Source organism: Pseudoxanthomonas sp. CCNWLY206-1 (genome assembly GCF_039710385.1).
Taxonomy (GTDB): domain Bacteria; phylum Pseudomonadota; class Gammaproteobacteria; order Xanthomonadales; family Xanthomonadaceae; genus Pseudoxanthomonas_A.
On sequence record NZ_JBDKXI010000003.1, the window covers coordinates 190488 to 208923 of the forward strand.

At 60.0% G+C, this 18436-nt stretch carries 21 protein-coding genes; 1 reads left to right on the forward strand and 20 read right to left on the reverse strand.

What is annotated here, in order from left to right:
- The first annotated feature begins 158 nt into the window (after positions 1 to 158).
- On the forward strand, positions 159 to 329 hold the full coding sequence (locus AADW18_RS08435; protein WP_337342927.1) for a DUF1508 domain-containing protein: 171 nt from the start codon (positions 159 to 161) through the stop codon (positions 327 to 329).
- A gap of 84 nt (positions 330 to 413) precedes the next feature.
- Here the strand turns inward: AADW18_RS08435 and AADW18_RS08440 are convergent, their stop codons facing one another.
- From AADW18_RS08440 to hflX, 20 genes are all read right to left on the reverse strand, one after another.
- A complete protein-coding gene (locus AADW18_RS08440) occupies positions 414 to 569 on the reverse strand; it encodes a hypothetical protein (RefSeq protein ID WP_337342928.1) in 156 nt (51 codons plus the stop codon).
- Positions 570 to 812: 243 nt separating this feature from the next.
- Entirely contained in the window at positions 813 to 941 is a 129-nt protein-coding gene (locus AADW18_RS08445; protein ID WP_337342929.1) for a toxin-antitoxin system HicB family antitoxin, read from the reverse strand.
- Between the two features lie 133 nt (positions 942 to 1074).
- On the reverse strand, positions 1075 to 1359 hold the full coding sequence (locus AADW18_RS08450) for a hypothetical protein (RefSeq protein WP_337342930.1): 285 nt from the start codon (positions 1357 to 1359) through the stop codon (positions 1075 to 1077).
- An 87-nt stretch (positions 1360 to 1446) separates the two neighbouring features.
- A complete protein-coding gene (locus AADW18_RS08455) occupies positions 1447 to 1938 on the reverse strand; it encodes a LuxR family transcriptional regulator (protein WP_337342931.1) in 492 nt (163 codons plus the stop codon).
- Positions 1939 to 2288: 350 nt separating this feature from the next.
- Positions 2289 to 2594: a hypothetical protein gene (locus AADW18_RS08460; protein WP_337342932.1), complete on the reverse strand. Its 306-nt coding sequence runs from the start codon at positions 2592 to 2594 to the stop codon at positions 2289 to 2291.
- 58 nt (positions 2595 to 2652) lie between these two features.
- The gene (locus AADW18_RS08465; RefSeq protein ID WP_337342933.1) at positions 2653 to 3075 is read right to left on the reverse strand and encodes a DUF3806 domain-containing protein; all 423 of its coding nucleotides are present in this window, start codon (positions 3073 to 3075) and stop codon (positions 2653 to 2655) included.
- A gap of 54 nt (positions 3076 to 3129) precedes the next feature.
- Positions 3130 to 3543 (reverse strand): hypothetical protein, encoded by a 414-nt coding sequence (locus AADW18_RS08470; protein ID WP_337342934.1) that lies wholly within the window; start codon positions 3541 to 3543, stop codon positions 3130 to 3132.
- Between the two features lie 30 nt (positions 3544 to 3573).
- Positions 3574 to 4098, reverse strand: a complete 525-nt coding sequence (locus AADW18_RS08475) for a DUF6622 family protein (protein WP_337342935.1) — start codon at positions 4096 to 4098, stop codon at positions 3574 to 3576.
- A 107-nt stretch (positions 4099 to 4205) separates the two neighbouring features.
- Positions 4206 to 4511, reverse strand: coding sequence for an NIPSNAP family protein (locus AADW18_RS08480; RefSeq protein WP_337342936.1), 306 nt, complete (start codon positions 4509 to 4511; stop codon positions 4206 to 4208).
- 78 nt (positions 4512 to 4589) lie between these two features.
- Entirely contained in the window at positions 4590 to 5093 is a 504-nt protein-coding gene (locus AADW18_RS08485; RefSeq protein ID WP_337342937.1) for a YfbM family protein, read from the reverse strand.
- Positions 5094 to 5314: 221 nt separating this feature from the next.
- Positions 5315 to 6190 carry a hypothetical protein gene (locus AADW18_RS08490; RefSeq protein WP_337342938.1) on the reverse strand — a complete coding sequence of 292 codons (876 nt, stop codon included), beginning with the start codon at positions 6188 to 6190 and terminating at the stop codon, positions 5315 to 5317.
- A gap of 733 nt (positions 6191 to 6923) precedes the next feature.
- A complete protein-coding gene (locus tag AADW18_RS08495) occupies positions 6924 to 8699 on the reverse strand; it encodes a peptide-N4-asparagine amidase (RefSeq protein ID WP_337342939.1) in 1776 nt (591 codons plus the stop codon).
- A 235-nt stretch (positions 8700 to 8934) separates the two neighbouring features.
- Positions 8935 to 10842, reverse strand: coding sequence for a hypothetical protein (locus AADW18_RS08500; RefSeq protein WP_337342940.1), 1908 nt, complete (start codon positions 10840 to 10842; stop codon positions 8935 to 8937).
- 359 nt (positions 10843 to 11201) lie between these two features.
- The gene (locus AADW18_RS08505) at positions 11202 to 11630 is read right to left on the reverse strand and encodes a VOC family protein (RefSeq protein WP_337342941.1); all 429 of its coding nucleotides are present in this window, start codon (positions 11628 to 11630) and stop codon (positions 11202 to 11204) included.
- 309 nt (positions 11631 to 11939) lie between these two features.
- A complete protein-coding gene (locus tag AADW18_RS08510) occupies positions 11940 to 12527 on the reverse strand; it encodes an alpha-ketoglutarate-dependent dioxygenase AlkB (protein WP_337342942.1) in 588 nt (195 codons plus the stop codon).
- Positions 12528 to 12940: 413 nt separating this feature from the next.
- Positions 12941 to 14233, reverse strand: a complete 1293-nt coding sequence (locus AADW18_RS08515) for an adenylosuccinate synthase (protein ID WP_337342943.1) — start codon at positions 14231 to 14233, stop codon at positions 12941 to 12943.
- A 396-nt stretch (positions 14234 to 14629) separates the two neighbouring features.
- A complete protein-coding gene (locus AADW18_RS08520) occupies positions 14630 to 14815 on the reverse strand; it encodes a DUF2065 family protein (RefSeq protein ID WP_337342944.1) in 186 nt (61 codons plus the stop codon).
- A 136-nt stretch (positions 14816 to 14951) separates the two neighbouring features.
- Positions 14952 to 15815: a protease modulator HflC gene (locus AADW18_RS08525; protein ID WP_337342945.1), complete on the reverse strand. Its 864-nt coding sequence runs from the start codon at positions 15813 to 15815 to the stop codon at positions 14952 to 14954.
- Positions 15812 to 16948 (reverse strand): FtsH protease activity modulator HflK, encoded by a 1137-nt coding sequence (gene hflK, locus AADW18_RS08530; protein ID WP_337342946.1) that lies wholly within the window; start codon positions 16946 to 16948, stop codon positions 15812 to 15814. Before hflK ends, AADW18_RS08525 begins: the two co-directional genes overlap by 4 nt.
- Positions 16949 to 17065: 117 nt before the next feature.
- The gene (hflX, locus tag AADW18_RS08535; protein WP_337342947.1) at positions 17066 to 18364 is read right to left on the reverse strand and encodes a ribosome rescue GTPase HflX; all 1299 of its coding nucleotides are present in this window, start codon (positions 18362 to 18364) and stop codon (positions 17066 to 17068) included.
- Positions 18365 to 18436 lie beyond the last annotated feature (72 nt).

Here is an 18436-nt window from a genome sequence, read left to right on the forward strand (position 1 = left end):
ATGCATTTACTAGAAAAATCCGATCGACTCGCATTCGAATCAAGATCCATGGCCGGTTTTCGCTTTCATTCCCGGTATACCCCTATGTCCCCCTGGATGTAACGGGACACCAACAACACCTGCGTCAGGGATATGGCGCCTAGCAAGGGAGTGGACTCATGTACTTCAAGCTTTATAAGGACAAAGATAATCAATGGCGTTGGACACTGCACGCCGTCAACCACAAGAAGATCGCCGACTGCGGCGAAGGCTACAACAACAAAGCCGACTGTGAAGCCGGCATCGACTTGGTCAAATCAGCGAACGACTCAACACCGGTGAAAGAATAGCTCTTGGCGGTTGACCCAAGCGCGATAAGGAGTCCCCGCCCCCGCGGGGTCTCTTTCGCCCGGCCGATCACATGCGAACGGCGATCAATTGCCTCGGCACCAATGCGCATCGTCCAGCGACTGCGTGATCAGTTCGGTCAACTCACCCAGACACACCGACCAGACGCCCAGCGGAATAGGCGTGGCATCTGCGGCGACTTCATGAAAGCTGCGAGGCTCGGCCAGGCGCGACAGTAGCAACAAATGATCGCGGGCCAGTTGCAGGCGCTGGTAGCCCTCTTCGGGAGCAAATAGCCGAGGGAGGAAGAATGATTGGCATCGTCGAGCATGACGGCACTCCGGTCCGTGGGTACGCCCGCCTGCGGCGCGCAGACGGGGTGTTGGGAGGCTCGAAACCGCGTAAAGCCGGCGGGCGTATTCCCCTTTCGGGTCTTCTATTAGCCGCCCTCCCGACGCAGAGCATCACGTCGGACAGACTTACCGTCAGTTCGGCAGCACCGCACCGCGCGCGAAAGCAGCCAGCGACACCCCTTGCAAGTCGGCAGCACGGGCAATACGGGCCTGGTCTGTGGGATTCAGGCGCAGGATGAGACGGGCAGTTGCAGCGGTCATGTGGCGCTCCTGGAGCGGGTTTATACAACGAGTCGGGTGGATTGGCCCAACCGCCGTGGAATCGATCCGGCGTCAGCGCAAGCGGGCCGGCTGGCGGACTGCTGGTCCGTGACTAGGAGCTCGCCATCCGCGCCTAGCCCTCTCCCTGGTGAACATAGATCTGCTCATGGATCTCCGCCACCACCGAATCCTCCCTAAGATCGAATTCCAGGTACCCGCAATGCTCCGAGAACACGGCCGCGAGATTCTGCTCTGGGCGTATCACTGCGAAAGCGAACTCGATGCGGGTCCTCATGCCGCTGGGATCTCTGATCTCCACGGATGAGCTTGCGCCAAAATCCAGAGCGCTCAGTCCCTTGTCCAGGATCGCATCCACGGGTCGCCCCAGCTTGGCGGACAGCTCAGGTGTCCAGTCCACGATCATTTCTCGCCGTGTTCGAATAGGTCTCATGGGTTCCAACGTCTAAGTCGTATCACGCTGCAATGCGGCGTTACTGGAGTTGAGTCAGCGCGCATCAGGCACACGTGAGAAGAAAGCTGTGCGCTGCATGGGCGTTGCATCTTCCTTGAAGTAGGTTTCGGTTTCGGTCATGACCTTGCTGTCCTCGCCCACCGAGAAAACCCGGGTAGACCTGGGGATGCCCTCGTAAACAATCTGCATTACCAGGACGTTGGGAGCGGGCATCTTGGCGGCCAGGACATCGACCCAATAGTTCCCAGATGCTTGCCCGGGCGTGCCGTCAAGGGACAGCGTTGACTCGGTGAACATCCTGCCATCATTCTTATCTATGATCTCGACGCGGGTGGTCCACCTCCCATCCGATTCCTCGCGGAACTCAAGATCGACGCGCTTGGGGCGCATTTCTGACGGCATCGGCAAGGTGTCCACGTCCAGGGTCCAATGACCTACCAAGGGTGATCTGGTCGGTGGCGCAGCGAATGCGGACGCAATTTGGAGGACGGCGACGGCGAACACGGCGATGAATGCTCTTTTCATATTGCCTACCTTATGGATTGGTTACGGAATCGTCAGCGTTCATTGGGAGCCTCCGTCATGTCCTGCTTGAAAGTAACCGCATGCAGCTTCGAGCCAGAGCTCACACCTGAAGTCTTATCAATCACTTTCACAATCAAGTGACTGAGGGCAATACGAGCGAGCATTCAATATCATGCGCTAGCCTCGGCCATGACATGGATGCGATGCCAACCATACAACCATACTCTGCGATGTCGTCGATGACTTTCTGTTCGCTCTCGTCTTCACCGATCGTGCGGATCATGTCGTGATGCTGATTTGAACCTATCCCAAAGCGGGCTCGGCCTGGAGAACTAGTAAGCCGCACCAAACTATTCAACAGAGCCATCGGCTGACCAATATTGCCAGGTGCCGATCTCGGTGCCGCGCGCGTAACCACCCTCTGCGGCCAGCTGGCCATTGGGATGATAGTCCCGCCATAGCCCCTGCTCCTGGCCATGCTCGTAGTTGCCTTCAGACGCCAAAGAACCATTCTCGTGATACGCCCGGAACAGGCCATGCCGTATCCAGCCCGAACCATCTGCGGCCAGATAGCGCGAGTACCGAAAGCGAATGGCGCCCGATGGATATTCAATCTCGGCAATGTGCAGATCGTCCATAGCGGTGTAATGCGTCATGTCCTGGGGTTCTCCAAGGGGGTGGCCGAGAGCCCCGTATGCGCGCCCCTTCCATTCGTCAGGCGCTGTCCTGCGTGGTTTGTTGTATGGCCGCGCATGCCGATTCAAACAGTGCGTACACGTCAACCTGATCGCCACGTACTACCCGCTTTGAGATAGCGGTCAGCGGAAAGGTTAGGACGCTGGTGCCCTCAAGTTTGAGCGCGGGATCACGGCCATACTCATCCTCTACGGAAACCCAGCAGAGACCCAGCCTTTGCGCCAGCGCGTCGCCAAAGGTTATCCCGAGAGATTGAAGCTTGGCGATCTCAGACGCCTGCACCCACCCGTTGGTCAAGATCGCGTCGATCAACGCAAGTTTGCCATCAAGCGTTTCGTACATGGCTTGAGCGTGTGGTTCGTAATGACCGCGCACCCATGATCGCTGAGCTTCGACCCGTGCGATCTCCTCGTTGTTCATGTCTTCGACAATTTGTGTCATGGGGATTTAGGGCTGAATTAAGCTGACCTGCGAAGTGGGCTCGGCAATGCCCCGTTAAACCACTGCCACGATGACGCTGGCTATATAGCACGCCAACGAAATGCTGATGCCGATGAAGGGCCCACTGAACCAATAGACCTTGCCCACTACGAAGAGCCCGCCAACTGTCAGCAAGCCAACGATAAGCAGGTATGGCGAGGAAAACAGCAACCCGCCATGGGCAATCGCCAGGAAGCCATAAATCAGGCCGAAAAGCATGGCAGCCATGCTGTGGCTGATATTGAAGCCAATCCAGAAGCTCCACATCGTTGCTTCTTTCGTAATGACGGGAGAAACCTCGCTCATGCGGATTTTCAACGCAGGATCACGCGGTGTGAGCTTGGGCCCGACGAACGTGAAGATGAGATGTGCCGCGCCAAGCGCAAAGATTACGGCTGCACTTATGACCATCAGAACCGTGGCTATCAAGGCTTTCTCCTAAGTGGCCTGATGGCCTGATTATGTCGCGTCGCGAAGCGGCATCGGCTTGGACGAGTCGTTGGCCCTTCTTGCGGCCGCAATGAGGCTAGCTGCACGCGCACAGAAGTAGCCGCTAAAGCAGCCGTACGCCAGGCTGATCGCTGCTGCGGCGCCTTGACCGACGGAGGCTCCCATTCTTCCTTGCACCACGGCGAGCGCGTACTTGGTAAAGAAAATAGCCATGATCACCGCAAGGGGGGCCCAGCTACCCGGGATGTAGAACGCGTTCCTCTCCGAATCAAAGGACATGCCGCGGTTCGGAAAAACCTTGTAGCAAACGAACGCGACAACCAGAAGACCTGCGGCCCAGGCGGCGACGGGCCAGAGCTTGAACCCGAAGCTCGATTGAACTCCGGACAAAGAGAGCGCCACCATAGCAGCGGGCAGCACATAGGCCACCTGCTTTTTCACACTACGGTTTCTAGTCTGGATGAGCCCGAATCCCAGCAACACGGCGAACAGAACGAAAACCCAAGCGGGGGTATGAGACAGAATCTGCAGCATGAGTTGATATTCCCCTGAAGTTCACGCGAAAGAATGCCGGCGAAGGTTGGTACACCCGTCAAACCCAGCCGCAACTTGGCTTCGGCTTGAACGCAAGGCCAGCCATCTTACTCAAAGACTGGGCGGAAGAAGCTGCGCTCATAGCTGACGATGCAGCGGGTTTCTTCCGCATACTTCAAGGCAGCTTGGCATTCTGGGTCCTGAAGCGATTGGGTGCGGTACTCCTCATAGAGCGCCAGGCTGGGGAACGTGAACATTGCGAGCGCGACATTGTTTGCTCCCTCGGACGGCAAGAAGTAGCCGTGGTGCTTCCCGCCAAACTTCTCGACGAGCGGAATCCATATCCTGCCGTAGCGCTCAAACTCATCAAGCTTGAACGGGTCGATGATGTATCGCAGGTAACAGGTAATCATCGTATTCCTCCATAGGGATATTCGCCGGAATGAAGACAAGCCGTGAGCGGCTTCGATTTGGATGAGTTGCCGGACCTCTTACTGATCCGCGCTGAAGAGCACATGGCGACCTTCCGATGCCGCTATTTGATATAGCTGGCAGACCCCTTGGAACCACTCCCACGTATAAGAAAAATCTTCGCCGGACAAGGCAAGGCCGTAGCGGTCGGGGTCGATGGAGTCGTAGCGTGCGCGGAACTGTTCCTGCGTGTATTGCAATATTGCCGCAGCGATATCCTTCACCTGCGCGGGAGTCTTCAAACTCAGGATGTAGTCGTCGCCGCCATAGATGGATTGGCCGCCAAGAACAACATGGCTTAAGGGGTATTCCCCACCGTCGTAATTGAGCAGGCCGTCGGTCAATGCGCGATGCATCGCATCCCAAGCCTTGTCGCTCTCGGCGATGAAGGTTTGTGGCTCCTCGAAATAGCGGACCTCAAGCTCCTCTTGTAGAAATTTCAAGCGCTCCGCATCGCTCGATCTCGTCAGCAGTTCCCTGACGTCGTCATCTGTCAGTGCAAAATGAACACCCAAGCAGGACATAGGCTTATCCGGGAAGTCTAACCGCGTGAATCCAGGCGAGCCGCGAAGTGGATCGGTTTGAACGAGCTGCTGGGACGCAACGTATCACCCGTCGGTCCAGGTGAGCCAGAAGGCCGTTCGATGGGTGGGAACCCTAAGTGCCAATTGCTCCTCTGATGCTAATCGCACTGCGTAACCAGCCCTCTGGGTCGACTATGACCGGCCGGTCCCCGCAGCCATCATCAAACGCAATCAACAAACCCCTGGCAAAACTCAGGATGCGCGTCGCATCCGTAGACATAACCCACACCGCAATCGCCCAGCCCAAAACTCTTGGCGACATCGGCGAGCTGGAACAGGAACCGCATGGGTTGCTGGCAGATCAGGCACATCGGGTCATGGGTGGCTTGGATGAGTGCCGGTGCGTCGCCGATGAGGACGACATCTTCCAAACGGGGATATTCGGCCTCGGCATGGCCAGCCAGCAGTTGCAGTAGTACCGGCGCTGGATAGGCGGTCAGTCCGGCCAACCTGGATCCAAGACCGGGGACCACCTTGATGAGTTGCTCGGCCAGGCCGAGATCCGCGCCGTGCCCGTCATCGGCGGCGGCGGGTACCGCTATGGCTTGCAGGCCTATGGGTTCCGGCATCATGGCTGTGGGGCTGTTTTGCGGGACCAGTTCATCAAGGTGCGCGCCGCTATAGCTTCTGACCAGCAGTTCTTGCTGGACCAAGTGCACCACGATCAGACGCCCTTCCCAGGGCTTGCCGGCCACGGCTGGAAGTGGCAATTGCAGCAGGAACATTCCAGGCTCGCCGTCATCGCCCATGGGCCAGGGTTCGCCGGGCCGAGCCAATGGCTGGCCGCCGATATGCGCCAACGGGACAGGGGTGGTGGCGATGGCGCTGCGTAGGTAAAGCACCCTGGAATCACCGGTCCGGGCGTGCTGGTCGATCAAGGACAGGATTTCGGCGCGGGCCGGCGGGTCGATCTTCTCGAGGTCGATCGCGGCTTGTTTGCGGCGCTTGCTGGCAGGCAACGACAGCAGCCAGACAATGCTGACCAGCACGGCGGCTGCCACGGTAACAATCGCTGCCCAGTACAAGATAGGATTCATGCCGCTCCCCCTGCGGACATTGGGGCGGTGGCAAGCGCCGCCACTCCAGATGGATGTCGATTACGGGTCAGCGTCCTACCCTCCCCTCCAACACTCACGTACGCCGCAATGGTAGCGCGTTCGCCAGGCTTGGCCTGCCAAGAGCGGGGTTTTACCCGGTTGATCGGCAAAACGTCGGTCGAGATGGTGGTTGCGGGAACCAATTCACTGCAGTCACCCACGGGTTAGCGGTAGGACTCGCGCTTTCTTTAGCGCCGCGCCTTCTCCGTGAGGGCAACGGCTTTCGAGATGTAAGCCGGATGTAAGTCAGGCCTGGACAGACTGTGTGCACTTCTCCCCCACAGGTAGTCCGTCATGAAGAAAGCGTGCTTGATCTGCGCATTGTTCGCTATGTCCTGTTCCGCGCCGGCCATGGCCGAAGAACTGTCCCAACCACACAGTCGCTGGGTCCGACCTGGGGCCTCGGCATCGGAACGCTGTACGAGAATGGCGCTTCCGACTAAGTGCTTCCAACCCATCCGTTTTCCGGCTTCACCGCTCCGCGCCGCACGGGGTAAACCAGATACCGAAGAGCTCGGCATCTCCTGCTGTTGTTCTGTTTGGACTGCAACTTATTGGCCGGAGCGAGTCGCGAGCAGACACATCAACATCGCGACGCTCTGGTGCCGGCATGTCAACACGCCGGCACCGCCGCTACAAAATTTCAGTCACTCCGATATCGCACTTGCGCACTTCAGCGCAACCAGCCGAGGCTCTCTGGCGACCCATCCGGATGCGCGAAGCCGCGCACATAGTTATAGCCATTCGGACAGCTTTCGCCTTGCGTATGCGAGGTGAGGGTGGCGCTCAGCCAGGTGACGCGCTCGCGGAAGCAGCTGCCGGCACTGTCGTTGAAATAATGGCTGCGCGCGCCATACCAGTTGCTGCTGGTGTCGGTCAGCGCGTTGTACGAACGGCTGCCTGCGAAGTTGGCATACAACCGGTTGGCATACGTACCCTCCGGACGATAGAACGCTCGTTGCTGATGGTGGCCTTGTATTACCGAGGCTCGGGCGCGCTCTATGTACGAATCGCTGTTCAGACCCGTGGCCCCGCCAGTAGCCTGGTAATCGATCTTCAGCGGATAGTGGTAACGCTCCTTGTCCAGACTCAATACCTTGGTACCTTGCTGACGCAAGCTGCTACGCGTTGTCGTGCTGACGAAGTCCAGGTTCTGCGCATAGGTGTGATGCTCGAAATTGGACATGTCCTCCACCCGCACCAGCTGCACATTGGTCAGGACGTGCTCATGCTTGACGCGGCTATCGATGCGTCCCCGCGATGTGTTGATATAGCCGGCGATCTCGTACTGACGCCGGTAATGGTTTTCCACGTCGCCGTGCAGCACGTCGCCTTCCTGGCGCCAGTCATTGCGGACTTCAGTCGCCTGAATCGCCGCCGCAGTCCAGGGAACTCCGGTGGCCAACGTGTTAACGGTTACCGCTCCGGTGACCTGTTGCGAGCCATGATCCAGATAAAAAAGCAACTGACCTACTTCATAAGCCCCTCCGGCTTCAAACTCATCCGGGTGTTCATAGGAGGTAGAGATCACGTGCGGATTGCCATCACTCAGCAGAGCAGCGAACGGCGTGAGATCCACCCGGAAAGGCATCAGATTGATCGATTGCACCGTAGGAACCGGGACATCGACACTGTGCGGGAAACGCAGATTCAGATTGGTGTTCAACCACGGATAAAGCGTCGCCACCCCGGCCGGCTGTCCGTCGATATGGACCACGGCATCGCGGTAGGTGGCGCCTACGCAACCATGCGGGTTGTTCTCGTAAAAATCGTAGACATCCCCTATCGCCATGGGCGTGTAGAGGAGTATCGGATAATCGGTCACCGCCGATCTCGGCATGCAGGTGAACCATGTATTCGGTACCTGCAGGTACAGGTCCAGATAGGCGCGTTCAATATTGCGAGGAAAGACGCCGGTCGAATAATAGCCGTCCGGATAGATCGCATCGGGAACTTCAGGAGCGGGTTGGATAACGGTCGCCGGATAGAAGATCAAGCGGGCGGTGGCGATGGCAGATGTGCAGCCGCCACAAGGGAATTTGAAGAAGTTGTCGGTATTCCTCGCAAAACCAGGGCGCGCTGTGTAGAGCAGTGCTGAGTAGTCGGTCACATCGCGTTCCACACGCCACTTCGGCGCGCCATCATTGATCTGCGGCGTGGCCATCATCAGTTCGATGGACTTTTTGACATCGCGACTTTCGTCGCCGAGCGAGATCATCAGGTTGTTCAAGCCGGCGTAGTAGACCGGGAGCGTGGTGGGCAGGCTCAGATCGACACTCAAGATGACCTTTGCCCAGGGGCCGGGACAGCCACCCGGCGGGGCGTACTCGAACCTTTGGAACTCCCCTTCCTCGCCTGAGTTGTTAATCGCCAAATCCCGGAACAACTCCACCACACAGGGCGTGATGCCCAGACGGGGCACGCGTGGTTCCACTGACAGCGCGTTCATCGGGGGCGCAGGGACTATGGCGTTGGCGCCTTCTTGCGCCATTCCCGGAGGCGCGCCCCCTGCGAGCGCCCCCATCGCAGCGATAGCACCACCTACCAAAAACGCCCAAGGGGACCACTTCTGCGTACTCATGTGGACCTCGCCTCGACGAAGCATTGCTCGTCGCATCTACCGTGTTTGAGGAAATAACGGCGAGATATTCTCGTCGTGCACGTTTATCTGTTCTTGGCGCGTTTCAACGCAGCCAGCCAAGGCTCTCAGGCGACCCATCCGGATGCGCGAAGCCGCGCACATAGTTGTAGCCATTCGGGCAGCTTTCGCCTTGTGTGTGGGAGGTCAGCGTGGCGCTCAGCCAGGTGACGCGCTCGCGGAAGCAGCTGCCAGCGCTGTCGTTGAAATAATGACTGCGTGCGCCGTACCAATTACTGCTGGTTCCGGTCAGCGCGTTATACGAACGACTGCCGGCGAAGTTGGCGTACAACCGGTTGGCATACGTACCCTCCGGACGATAGAACGCTCGTTGCTGATGCTGGCCTTGTATTACCGAGGTCCGGGCGCGTTCTATGTACGAAAGCCGATCATCGGTGGTGACCACACCGCCGGTCGCCTGGTAGTCGATCTTCAGGGGATAGTGGTAACGATCCTTGTCCAGGCTCAGTACTTTGGTGCCTTGCTGGCGCACGCTGCTACGCGTTGTCGTGCTGACGAAATCCAGGTTCTGCGCATAGGTGTGATGCTCAAAATTGGACATGTCCTCCACCCGCACCAGCTGCACGTTGGTCAGGACGTGCTCATGCTTGACGCGGCTATCGATGCGTCCGTGCGATGTGTTGACGTAGCCTGCGACTTCGTACTGGCGCCGGTAATGATTCTCCACATTGCCGTGCAACACGTCGCCCTCCTGCTGCCATTCGTTGCGCACTTCGGTCGATTCGATCGGCATCGGCGCCCAGGGAGCTCCCGTGGCCAAGGTATTGGTGGTCACCGCCCCGGTGATCTGTTGTGAACCGTGGTCCAGGTAAACCAGCATTTGGCTCCACCTGGAAGGTCCCTGGGCAAGAAAATCCACGTAATTCTCTATGGCACCGATTCCATGGGTAGTGCCATCGCTCAGCAATGCGGCAAATGGCGTGATGTCCACGCGGACCGGCATCAAGTTGATCGATTGCGGAGTGGAGACGGGTATATCGACGCTATGCGGGAAGCGGATATTCAAGTTGCTGTTCAACCACGGATACAGGGTTGCCGCACCCGCCGGCTGCGCGTCGACAGTGACCAGCACGTCCCGATAGGTTGCACCTTGGCAGCCTTGTGCATTTTCTTCTGAAGGATCGTAGTTGTCCCCTATCGCGACGGGCGTGGAGAGGAGTATCGGGTAGTCAGCGACTGCTGATCGGGGCACGCAACTGAACCAGTTTGTACTGTACGGCTGCAAGTACATATCCACATAGACGCGCTCGATGTTGCGCGGAAAAGTCCAACCATAGCCGCCGGAATAGATCGCGTCTGGCACATCAGGGGCGGGCTGGATAGCCGTTGCCGGATAGAAGATCAAGCGACCGGTGGCGACGGCGGATGCACAGATGACGCAGGGAAATCTGTAGTAGTTGTCGGTATTTATTGCGAAGCCAATGCGCGGGACGTAGAACAAGGAGGAGTAGTCGGTAACATCGCGTTCCACCCGCCACGTCGCTGCACCTTCGTTGATTTGCGGCGTGGCCATCATCAGCTCGATGGCTCGCTCGGGATCGCGGCTCTCGTCACCCAGCGAGATCATTATGTTGTCCAGGGCAGCGTAGTACGGCGGTATGTTGTCCTCTGGACTGCTCAGATCGACGCTCAGGATGACCTTCGCCCACGGACCGGGACAGCCGGCAGGCGGCACGTACTCGAACGTATCGAAGTCTCCCTCCACCACGTAGTTGTCGATCACCAAGCCTCGAAACAGCTCCACCACACAGGGCGTAATACCAAGACGCGGCACGCGCGGCTCCACCGATAACGTATTCATCGGCGGCACGGGAGTAATGACGCTGCCGCTTTCCTGCGCCGCGCTTGGTGGCGAACCCACGGCAAGCGCCCCCACCGCTGCGATAGCACCACCTACCAAAAACGCCCAAGGGGACCGCTTCTGCGTATTCATGTGGACCTCGCCTCGACGAAGCATTGCTCGCCGGATTCACCGTGTCTGCGGATGCAGCGGGCCGGAGTATTCTGCCGCGCACGTGATTCGTGCGTGATTCGGAGAGGGAAAAACCATCTTTGTACGTGCCGTTTGTCGGACGGCCGTCAGGCGGATGCGGCAGGCCGCGGGAGAGGCGGACTGCCGGTTGCTGAATTCGGGGAAATGCGCGTGCTTTGCTTTACCGCATCCCGTTTGAATTCATCGCCCCCCTCGTAGAGCGGAGCTTGCTCCGCTGCTCTTCGCCGGATATTGGCTTTTTGCATGCCAAAGCAGAGGAGCAAGCTCCGCTCTACGAGGAGCGTGACGCGAATCAGATGCTAGAACGTCACCTTCACCGAAGGTGCGCTGCGGTTTGCTTCGCCGTGGTAGACCGCTTCGATGTTGTTGCCATCCGGGTCCAACACGAACGATGCGTAGTAGCCTGGATGGTACGGGCGCTCGCCGGGTGCACCGTTGTCTTTACCGCCGTTGGCGAGTGCGGCTTTGTGGAACGCGTCGACCATGGCGCGGTTTTGCGCCTGGAATGCCAAGTGGTGACGACCGGTCAGCTCGCCCTGTGCCGCTTCGCTATCTGCGGTGGAGACGAATAGTTCGTCCGCCCAGAAATATCCGTCGCCAGTACCGCCCATCGGCACCTTGAGTACATCGAATACGGCTTGATAGAAAGTTTGGCTAGCGGCGAGATCACGCACGACCAGCTGGAGGTGATCGATCAAACGGCCGCGGTGTAGTTCCTGCGTTTCCATGCTGCTCTCTCGAAAAAGAAGAGCGGACTTTATAGCAGCGAGCGACTGTGGCCGCCATCACAGCGCGTTGATCCGCGGGGTTGCATTGCGCGTAGCACAGAGGAGCGGAGCAAGCTCCGCTCTACCGAAGCGACCCCTACCTCTTGTTCTGGACGGCTGGAGGATCCGCCGCGCTACCGCGCCGTCGAAGCCCTGCACTTTCGGATTGCTCGACTCGATCAAGAAGAACTCGCCGGGTACGTGCGCTCCGATGCGGTGGCGGTGATGCGAGCCTAGCCCGGGAATGGTCAGGGCAGACCGCGAAGGCTCCTACTCCGCATACCGCTCAGGCCGGACCCGGAACACCGCACTCATTCGCGGCCCCACTGCCTTGGCGGTCTTCGGAATGCCGTGCTCATGCGTAAGTTGCGAGGCGTGGCTCATCACCAACAGACTGCCGGGCTCAAGATCGATGCCGATGGCGCGGCGGGCGCCGCTCTTTGCACGTATGTTCATTCGTCGCGCGTTGCCTAGCGATATCAGCGCGATAGGAAAACCCGGAAGAATGGTGTGCAGCTTGTCGTTATGCATGGCGACGCTGTCTCGGCCATCGCGATACAGATTCAGTCCCACGGCGTTGTAAGGTGCCGGCGCATGTGTTTGCACGATTGCCAGCATTTCCTGCAATGGCAGCTTGGTTGGCCATTCATCGATGCGGTACGAGGCGAGTAGTCGTGGCACATCCACGACCCGGTCGTACATGGGGCGGCGTTGGGCTTGCCAGGCCGCGCTGTCTCGCAGTACTTCGAACCAATACTGTGCGCGGTTCGCGTCCACCACATCGGGCCAATAGCAGATGCCACCTTCGGCATCTTCCACCAGAAGTTGTGGTGTGTTGGCGGGAGAGAACAGGTCCATGATTCTCGATATGGGGATGGGTGATAGCGGTGACCAGCGAGCCGGGATTGGGGATTTTTGAAGGGTTAATCGCGTGGTCCTAGTTCAACTATGACTATCGGGAGTCTCTTCGCTTGATAACGCCCTGCGGGTCGAGTTAATCGGCCCGCTGCCCCACCCGTCCTCGTAAGCGGAGGATGGTCACGCCAGTGGCGAACTTCGTAACGGGCATTTACAGGACTAGCCGAAACCAGCGCAAGGTGAAACGAAAAAAGCCCCGCTTGGCGGGGCTTTCTTTCGATTAGCGCCAGAACAGCGCGTGGGTAGGTAGCGAGGTGCCTCGGGGGTGAACAAGGGCGTTGATGCCTGACCTCCAATGACCTCGCCGTACCTTCACCCAACCCGTCCCGAAGGGACAGGAGGGAGGCAGAGGGTTATGCGAAGGGGTCTTGCAGCACCATCGTGTGGTCGCGATCAGGCCCGGTGGAGACGATAGCCAGGGGGCAACCCGACAATTCTTCCAATGCGCGCAGGTAGGCGCGGGCGGCCGGTGGGAGTTTCTCCCATTCGGTGATGCCGTGGGTGTTCTCGGTCCAACCGGGGAACTCCAGGTATACGGGTTCGCATTCGTCCCAGCCCTGCGCGTCCAATGGCGCGTATTCGGTTTCCTTGCCACGGTAACGGTAGGCGATGCACATCTTCAGCTTCTCCATGCCGTCCAGCACGTCCAGCTTGGTAATGCATAGGCCGGAGATGCCGTTGATGGCCACGGCACGCTTGAGCGCGACGATGTCGATCCAGCCGCAACGGCGCGGCCGGCCGGTAGTGGCGCCGTATTCCTGGCCGCGGTCGCGAATGCCCTGCCCGACTTCATCGTCCAGTTCGGTCGGGAACGGACCGCCGCCGACGCGGGTGGCGTAGGCCTTGGCAATGCCGAGCACGTAGTCGATGGCGTCCGCGCCCACGCCGGTACCGGCCAGCGCGCCGCCCACGGTGGTGTTGCTGGAGGTGACGTAGGGATAGGTGCCGTGGTCGATGTCCAGCAGCGAGCCCTGCGCGCCTTCGAACAGCACCCGCTTACCCTGCTTGCGCAGGTCGTGCAGGATGCCGGCGACGTCATACTTCATGGGCTGCACGTATTCGCCGAATTCCAGCGCTTCGTCCAGCGTCTTCTGGAAGTCGACGGCGTCGGTATTGAGATATTTGGTAAGCACGAAGTTGTGGTAATCCAGCGCCGTACGCAGCAGTTCGGCCAATTGCTGCGGGTAATGCAGATCGGCGATACGGATACCGCGGCGCGCCACTTTGTCTTCGTAAGCAGGACCGATGCCTCGGCCGGTGGTGCCGATGGCCTTGCCGCCGGCGGCTTTTTCGCGCGCTTGGTCCAGCACGATGTGGTACGGCATGATCAGAGGCGCGGCCGGGGAAATCTTCAGGCGCGAGCGGACTTCCACGCCATTGCTCTCCAGCTCCTCGATCTCCTTGCGCAGGGCAGCCGGCGAGATCACCACGCCGTTGCCGATCAGGCATAGCGCGTCGTCGCGCAGGATGCCGGAGGGAATCAAGTGCAGCACGGTCTTCTTGCCGCCGATCACCAAGGTATGGCCGGCGTTGTGGCCACCTTGGAAGCGCACCACCGCACCGATCCGCTCGGTCAGCAGATCGACGATCTTGCCCTTGCCTTCATCGCCCCATTGGGCACCGAGAACGACGACTGACTGACCCATTGCGCAAGCTCCAGAAAAGTTTGTTGTGGGGCGAAAGTGGATGCGACGGGCCGTTGTAGTAGCGGCCTTTGGCACTGTGGCCGCGACTTGCGTCGCTCCTACAAGTCACCCCGTAGACACGGAAAAAGCCGGAAGGGTGCGGCTCTTTTGAGCTGGCCCATCCGGCTTTTGTGCATTATCCGGGTTTCGGGTGGCCGGGGCCACCCCTGCGAGGGCATTGGGGCAGAAAATGCGAAATCGCGGCCCAATTCTGTGAAGACAACCCGTGAAACCACTTCTGGCTGTAGGAGTGGTGACGGCATGCCGTCACCGGTAAGTCGCGATGAAGCGTTACCGGTAAAGCTCCATCGCGACTCAGGTCGCTCCTACAAGGGGGCTTGGAAGGAAGGGGCTGGGCTAGTGCCGCACCCACCAAAGCGCCAGCAGCCCTATCGCCAGAATTAATCCGCCGAATGTCCGCAACTGGCGATCGGGCAGCAACTGCAATTGCTCGGCGGCGCGCTTCCAGCCGCCCGGCGCGACGAACAGGAACAGTCCTTCAAGGACGGCCACCAGGCAGAGCGCGGCAATCAGTTCTTTCATGAGGTGAAAGCCGGGAATAGGGAGCGGGGAACCGGAAATAGCAAGAGCCGGGAGCTGACTGCCGCTACCGGGAACTTGGCAGAGAGAACAACCGAGAGAGCCGGCTACCGATTACCGGTGCCGGCCCCCCCTGTCTTCACCGATCGCTGCGCAGGTACTGCAGGAAGGGATCGTCGCGGTCCAGCACGATCACGCCGTTGCCGTCGGCGAAGGAATTGCGGTACGCCTCCAGGCTGCGCTGGAATGCGTAGAACGCAGGATCGCGGTTGGCCGCTTCGGCGTAGACGCGTGCCGCGGTGGCGTCGCCTTCACCGCGCAGGCGCTGTGCGTCACGCTCTGCTTCGGCTACCAGTACGGTCTGGTCGCGGTCGGCCTCGGCGCGGATCGTGCGTGCCTGCTCTTCGCCTTCGGCGCGCAAGCGGCTGGCCACTTGTTTGCGCTGGGCGCTCATGCGGTTGTAGACGTCGGTGATCACCTGGCTGTCGGTGGGCAGGTCGATCTGCTTCAACCGGATGTCGGTGATGTGCATGCCCAAGGTGGCCGCACCTTCATTGATTGATTTCAGCTGCTGAGCGATGACTTCATTGCGGTCACCGGAAACCAGTTGCGTCAGCGTGCGGGCGTTGATTTCGTTGCGCAGCGAATCGGTGATGATCGGCGCCAGGCGATCACCGGCTATTTTTTCATCGCCGCTGGTCGCGCGATAGAACGCGCGTGAATCGGAAATGTAGCCGATGGCGAAGAAATCGATACTGACGTCCTTGCGCTCGGAGGTCAGGTATCGCTCCGGCGGAGTTTCCAGCACCTGGAAACGACGATCGAACACACGTGCCGTTTCCACCAGCGGCCATTTGAAATGCAGACCTGGCTTGATGTCGGCGCGCACGACGCGTCCGAGGTTGAGCACAAGCGCGGTCTGGTCTTCACGCACTACGTATACCGAACCCAACAGGCCCAGCAGCGCGGCCACGACTATGGCCACCACAACGGACATTTTCATCGTTCTACTCCTTCACGGCCGGCCGGACGGGGACTGCGCTCCGCGCTGCGGATCGAAGACGATGTGCTTTCCACCGTCGGCATCACCGTCTCAGGCGGCAGCACCGGTGGCGCGGCGACAGTGGACCCACTGCCGGATTGCGCCGGCATGGGTACATAGATCAGTTGGCGGCCATCGCCGCCCACCACCTTGCGATTGCCGGCCAGCACTTCCTGCACGGTTTCCAGCCACAGGCGCTTGCGGGTAACGTCAGGTGCGTTCTTGTATTGCTCCTGCAACAGGCTGAAGCGTTCCGCATCACCCGTGGCGCGGGCGATCTTGGCGGTCTTGTAGCCCTCCGCGGTGGTCCGCAGGCGCGCGGCTTCACCGCGGGCTTCCGGCACCACGCGAGCGGCATAGGCCTGCGCTTCGTTGACCAGGCTCTCGCGGACCTGCTGGGCACTGTTCACTTCGTCGAAGGCGGGCTGCACTTCCGTCGGCGGACGCGCGTCGGGCAGGTTCAGTTCGGTCACGACCAGTCCGGTGCGATAGGCATCCAGCGACGCCTGCAGGCGTTCTTTCGCGGATGCGGCCAACGGGCCGCGCACGCCCAGAACGGTGTCCAGATCGGAACGGCCGACTTGTTCGCGCACAGCGCTCTGCGAGGCCTGCTTCAACACTTCATCGGCATTACGTGAACCGTAAAGGTACTTCTCGGGATCACCGACGCGGTACTGCACATTGAGCGATACGGTGACGATGTTTTCGTCGCGGGTCAGCACCGGCACGGTATTGCTGAAGGTTTCGATCTTGGTGGCATTGACCTTGGTGACGCTCTCGATCGGCCACGGCCATTTGAGATTGGGACCGGGCTGCATCACGCGGGAGAACTGCCCGAAGCGCAGCACCACGCCGCGCTGCTGCTCGCCAATGAGCTGGAAGCTGCTGAACAGGATCAGCAGCCCCAGGCCAATGGCGACCCAGCGCAGCGGGTTGCCGCCGCCGGCGCCGAACATGTCACGCAATCGGTTCAACAGATCGCCCGGACCATTCCCGCCGCCATTGCGCGGCTTCCATGGATTGCGCTTACCGTTGTTGGAACCGCTGTCGTTGTTGCCAGATCCGCCGCCACTACCAGGGGTGTTCCAGGCCATGCCCACTCCATATTAAATAATTCCCGCAGGCAAAGCCTGCGCGGGTCGATTCTACTAGATGAAGCTGCCCTGCCCGCGGACCAAATACCGAAAACGGGCTACCGGCAATAACCTGCCCTATTCGTGCTCCGCCGGCGGCGGCAACAGCGATTCCAGTGGCGCGCCACCCGCCTCCGCCGACAGACGGCGGGCGTCGGTCAGCGGCAGGTCGATAGTGATATGCCAGCCGGCTTCGTCATGCCGTTCCGTACGCACGGCGCCCATCGCGTGCAACCGCGAACGCAGCCGCGCCGAATGCGCCGGCAAGTGCAGCTCGCCGTTGACGCGCTCCAGTCCCAGCCACTGTCCCAATGCTTTTTGCAGCAGATCCAGGCCGGCGCCATCGCGAGCGGACATCCACACCCGCTGCCGGCCTTCGTTCGGCTCATCGTGGCGCGGCAGCGCGCCTTCGATGCGATCGATCTTGTTGAATACCAGGATCTGCGGGATTTCGCCGGCGCCGATTTCCTGCAGCACTTCATCCACTTGCGCGATGCGTTCTTCGCGAATGGGATCGGCGGCATCGACTACATGCAGCAGCAGATCGGCTTCGCGTGCTTCTGACAAAGTCGAGCGAAACGCCGCTACCAGTTCGTGCGGCAGATCGCGAACAAAGCCAACAGTGTCGGCCAGTACGACGCTGCCGCCCGACATATCGACCCGGCGCACGGTGGGATCCAAGGTGGCGAACAGTTGATCGGCCGCATAGGCGTCCGCGCCGGTCAAGGTGTTGAACAGCGTCGATTTGCCCGCGTTGGTGTAGCCGACCAGAGCGACCCGCGGGAGTTCACTGCGAACGCGGGCGCGGCGCATCTGGGTGCGCTGTACTTCCACTTTCTCGAGGCGCTTCTGCAACTGTTCCACACGCTTTTGCAGCAAGCGACGGTCGGTTTCCAACTGGGTTTCACCCGGGCCGCGCAGGCCTATGGAACCGCCTCGCTGGCGCTCCAAGTGGGTCCAGCCGCGAACCAGCCGCGTGGCCATATGGCGCAGTTGGGCGAGTTCCACTTGCAGCTTGCCCTCGTGGCTGCGGGCGCGCTGGGCGAAGATGTCCAGAATCAGCCCGGTACGGTCCAGCACCCGGCGCTCGAGGAATTTCTCCAGGTTGCGTTCCTGGCCGGGGGAAAGCGAAAAATTGACCAGCACCAAGTCGGCGCCGGTGGCGTCGGCCGCGGCCTTCACTTCTTCCAGCTTGCCGCTGCCGATCAAGGTCGACGGACTGGGCTTGTCGATACGCGCGGTCAGCAACGCCGCCACGCTGGCACCGGCGGAACGGGCCAGATCGGCGAATTCTTCCAAGGCACCATCGTCCGGCGGACCGCCGGCATGGGGTTGAATCAAGAGCGCGTTTTCGCCCTTACGGGATCTTTCAAACATGGATCAAGTGTGGGGGCGGCGGCTGGATTTAAAAGGGCCATCCGTAACGGGTGGCCATTTGGGCGGGCCTGG

Bases quoted from the DNA above. Each gene is read 5' to 3' on its own strand.
- AADW18_RS08465 (WP_337342933.1), bottom strand. From the start codon at position 3,075: ATGACACAAATTGTCGAAGACATGAACAACGAGGAGATCGCACGGGTC.
- AADW18_RS08485 (WP_337342937.1), bottom strand. From the start codon at position 5,093: ATGTCCTGCTTGGGTGTTCATTTTGCACTGACAGATGACGACGTCAGG.
- AADW18_RS08515 (WP_337342943.1), bottom strand. From the start codon at position 14,233: ATGGGTCAGTCAGTCGTCGTTCTCGGTGCCCAATGGGGCGATGAAGGC.
- AADW18_RS08475 (WP_337342935.1), bottom strand. From the start codon at position 4,098: ATGCTGCAGATTCTGTCTCATACCCCCGCTTGGGTTTTCGTTCTGTTC.
- AADW18_RS08495 (WP_337342939.1), bottom strand. From the start codon at position 8,699: ATGAACGCGCTGTCAGTGGAACCACGCGTGCCCCGTCTGGGCATCACG.
- AADW18_RS08435 (WP_337342927.1), top strand. From the start codon at position 159: ATGTACTTCAAGCTTTATAAGGACAAAGATAATCAATGGCGTTGGACA.
- AADW18_RS08500 (WP_337342940.1), bottom strand. From the start codon at position 10,842: ATGAATACGCAGAAGCGGTCCCCTTGGGCGTTTTTGGTAGGTGGTGCT.
- hflK (WP_337342946.1), bottom strand. From the start codon at position 16,948: ATGGCCTGGAACACCCCTGGTAGTGGCGGCGGATCTGGCAACAACGAC.
- AADW18_RS08455 (WP_337342931.1), bottom strand. From the start codon at position 1,938: ATGAAAAGAGCATTCATCGCCGTGTTCGCCGTCGCCGTCCTCCAAATT.
- AADW18_RS08480 (WP_337342936.1), bottom strand. From the start codon at position 4,511: ATGATTACCTGTTACCTGCGATACATCATCGACCCGTTCAAGCTTGAT.
- AADW18_RS08505 (WP_337342941.1), bottom strand. From the start codon at position 11,630: ATGGAAACGCAGGAACTACACCGCGGCCGTTTGATCGATCACCTCCAG.
- AADW18_RS08490 (WP_337342938.1), bottom strand. From the start codon at position 6,190: ATGAATCCTATCTTGTACTGGGCAGCGATTGTTACCGTGGCAGCCGCC.
- AADW18_RS08460 (WP_337342932.1), bottom strand. From the start codon at position 2,594: ATGACGCATTACACCGCTATGGACGATCTGCACATTGCCGAGATTGAA.
- AADW18_RS08510 (WP_337342942.1), bottom strand. From the start codon at position 12,527: ATGGACCTGTTCTCTCCCGCCAACACACCACAACTTCTGGTGGAAGAT.
- hflX (WP_337342947.1), bottom strand. From the start codon at position 18,364: ATGTTTGAAAGATCCCGTAAGGGCGAAAACGCGCTCTTGATTCAACCC.
- AADW18_RS08525 (WP_337342945.1), bottom strand. From the start codon at position 15,815: ATGAAAATGTCCGTTGTGGTGGCCATAGTCGTGGCCGCGCTGCTGGGC.
- AADW18_RS08520 (WP_337342944.1), bottom strand. From the start codon at position 14,815: ATGAAAGAACTGATTGCCGCGCTCTGCCTGGTGGCCGTCCTTGAAGGA.
- AADW18_RS08445 (WP_337342929.1), bottom strand. From the start codon at position 941: ATGACCGCTGCAACTGCCCGTCTCATCCTGCGCCTGAATCCCACAGAC.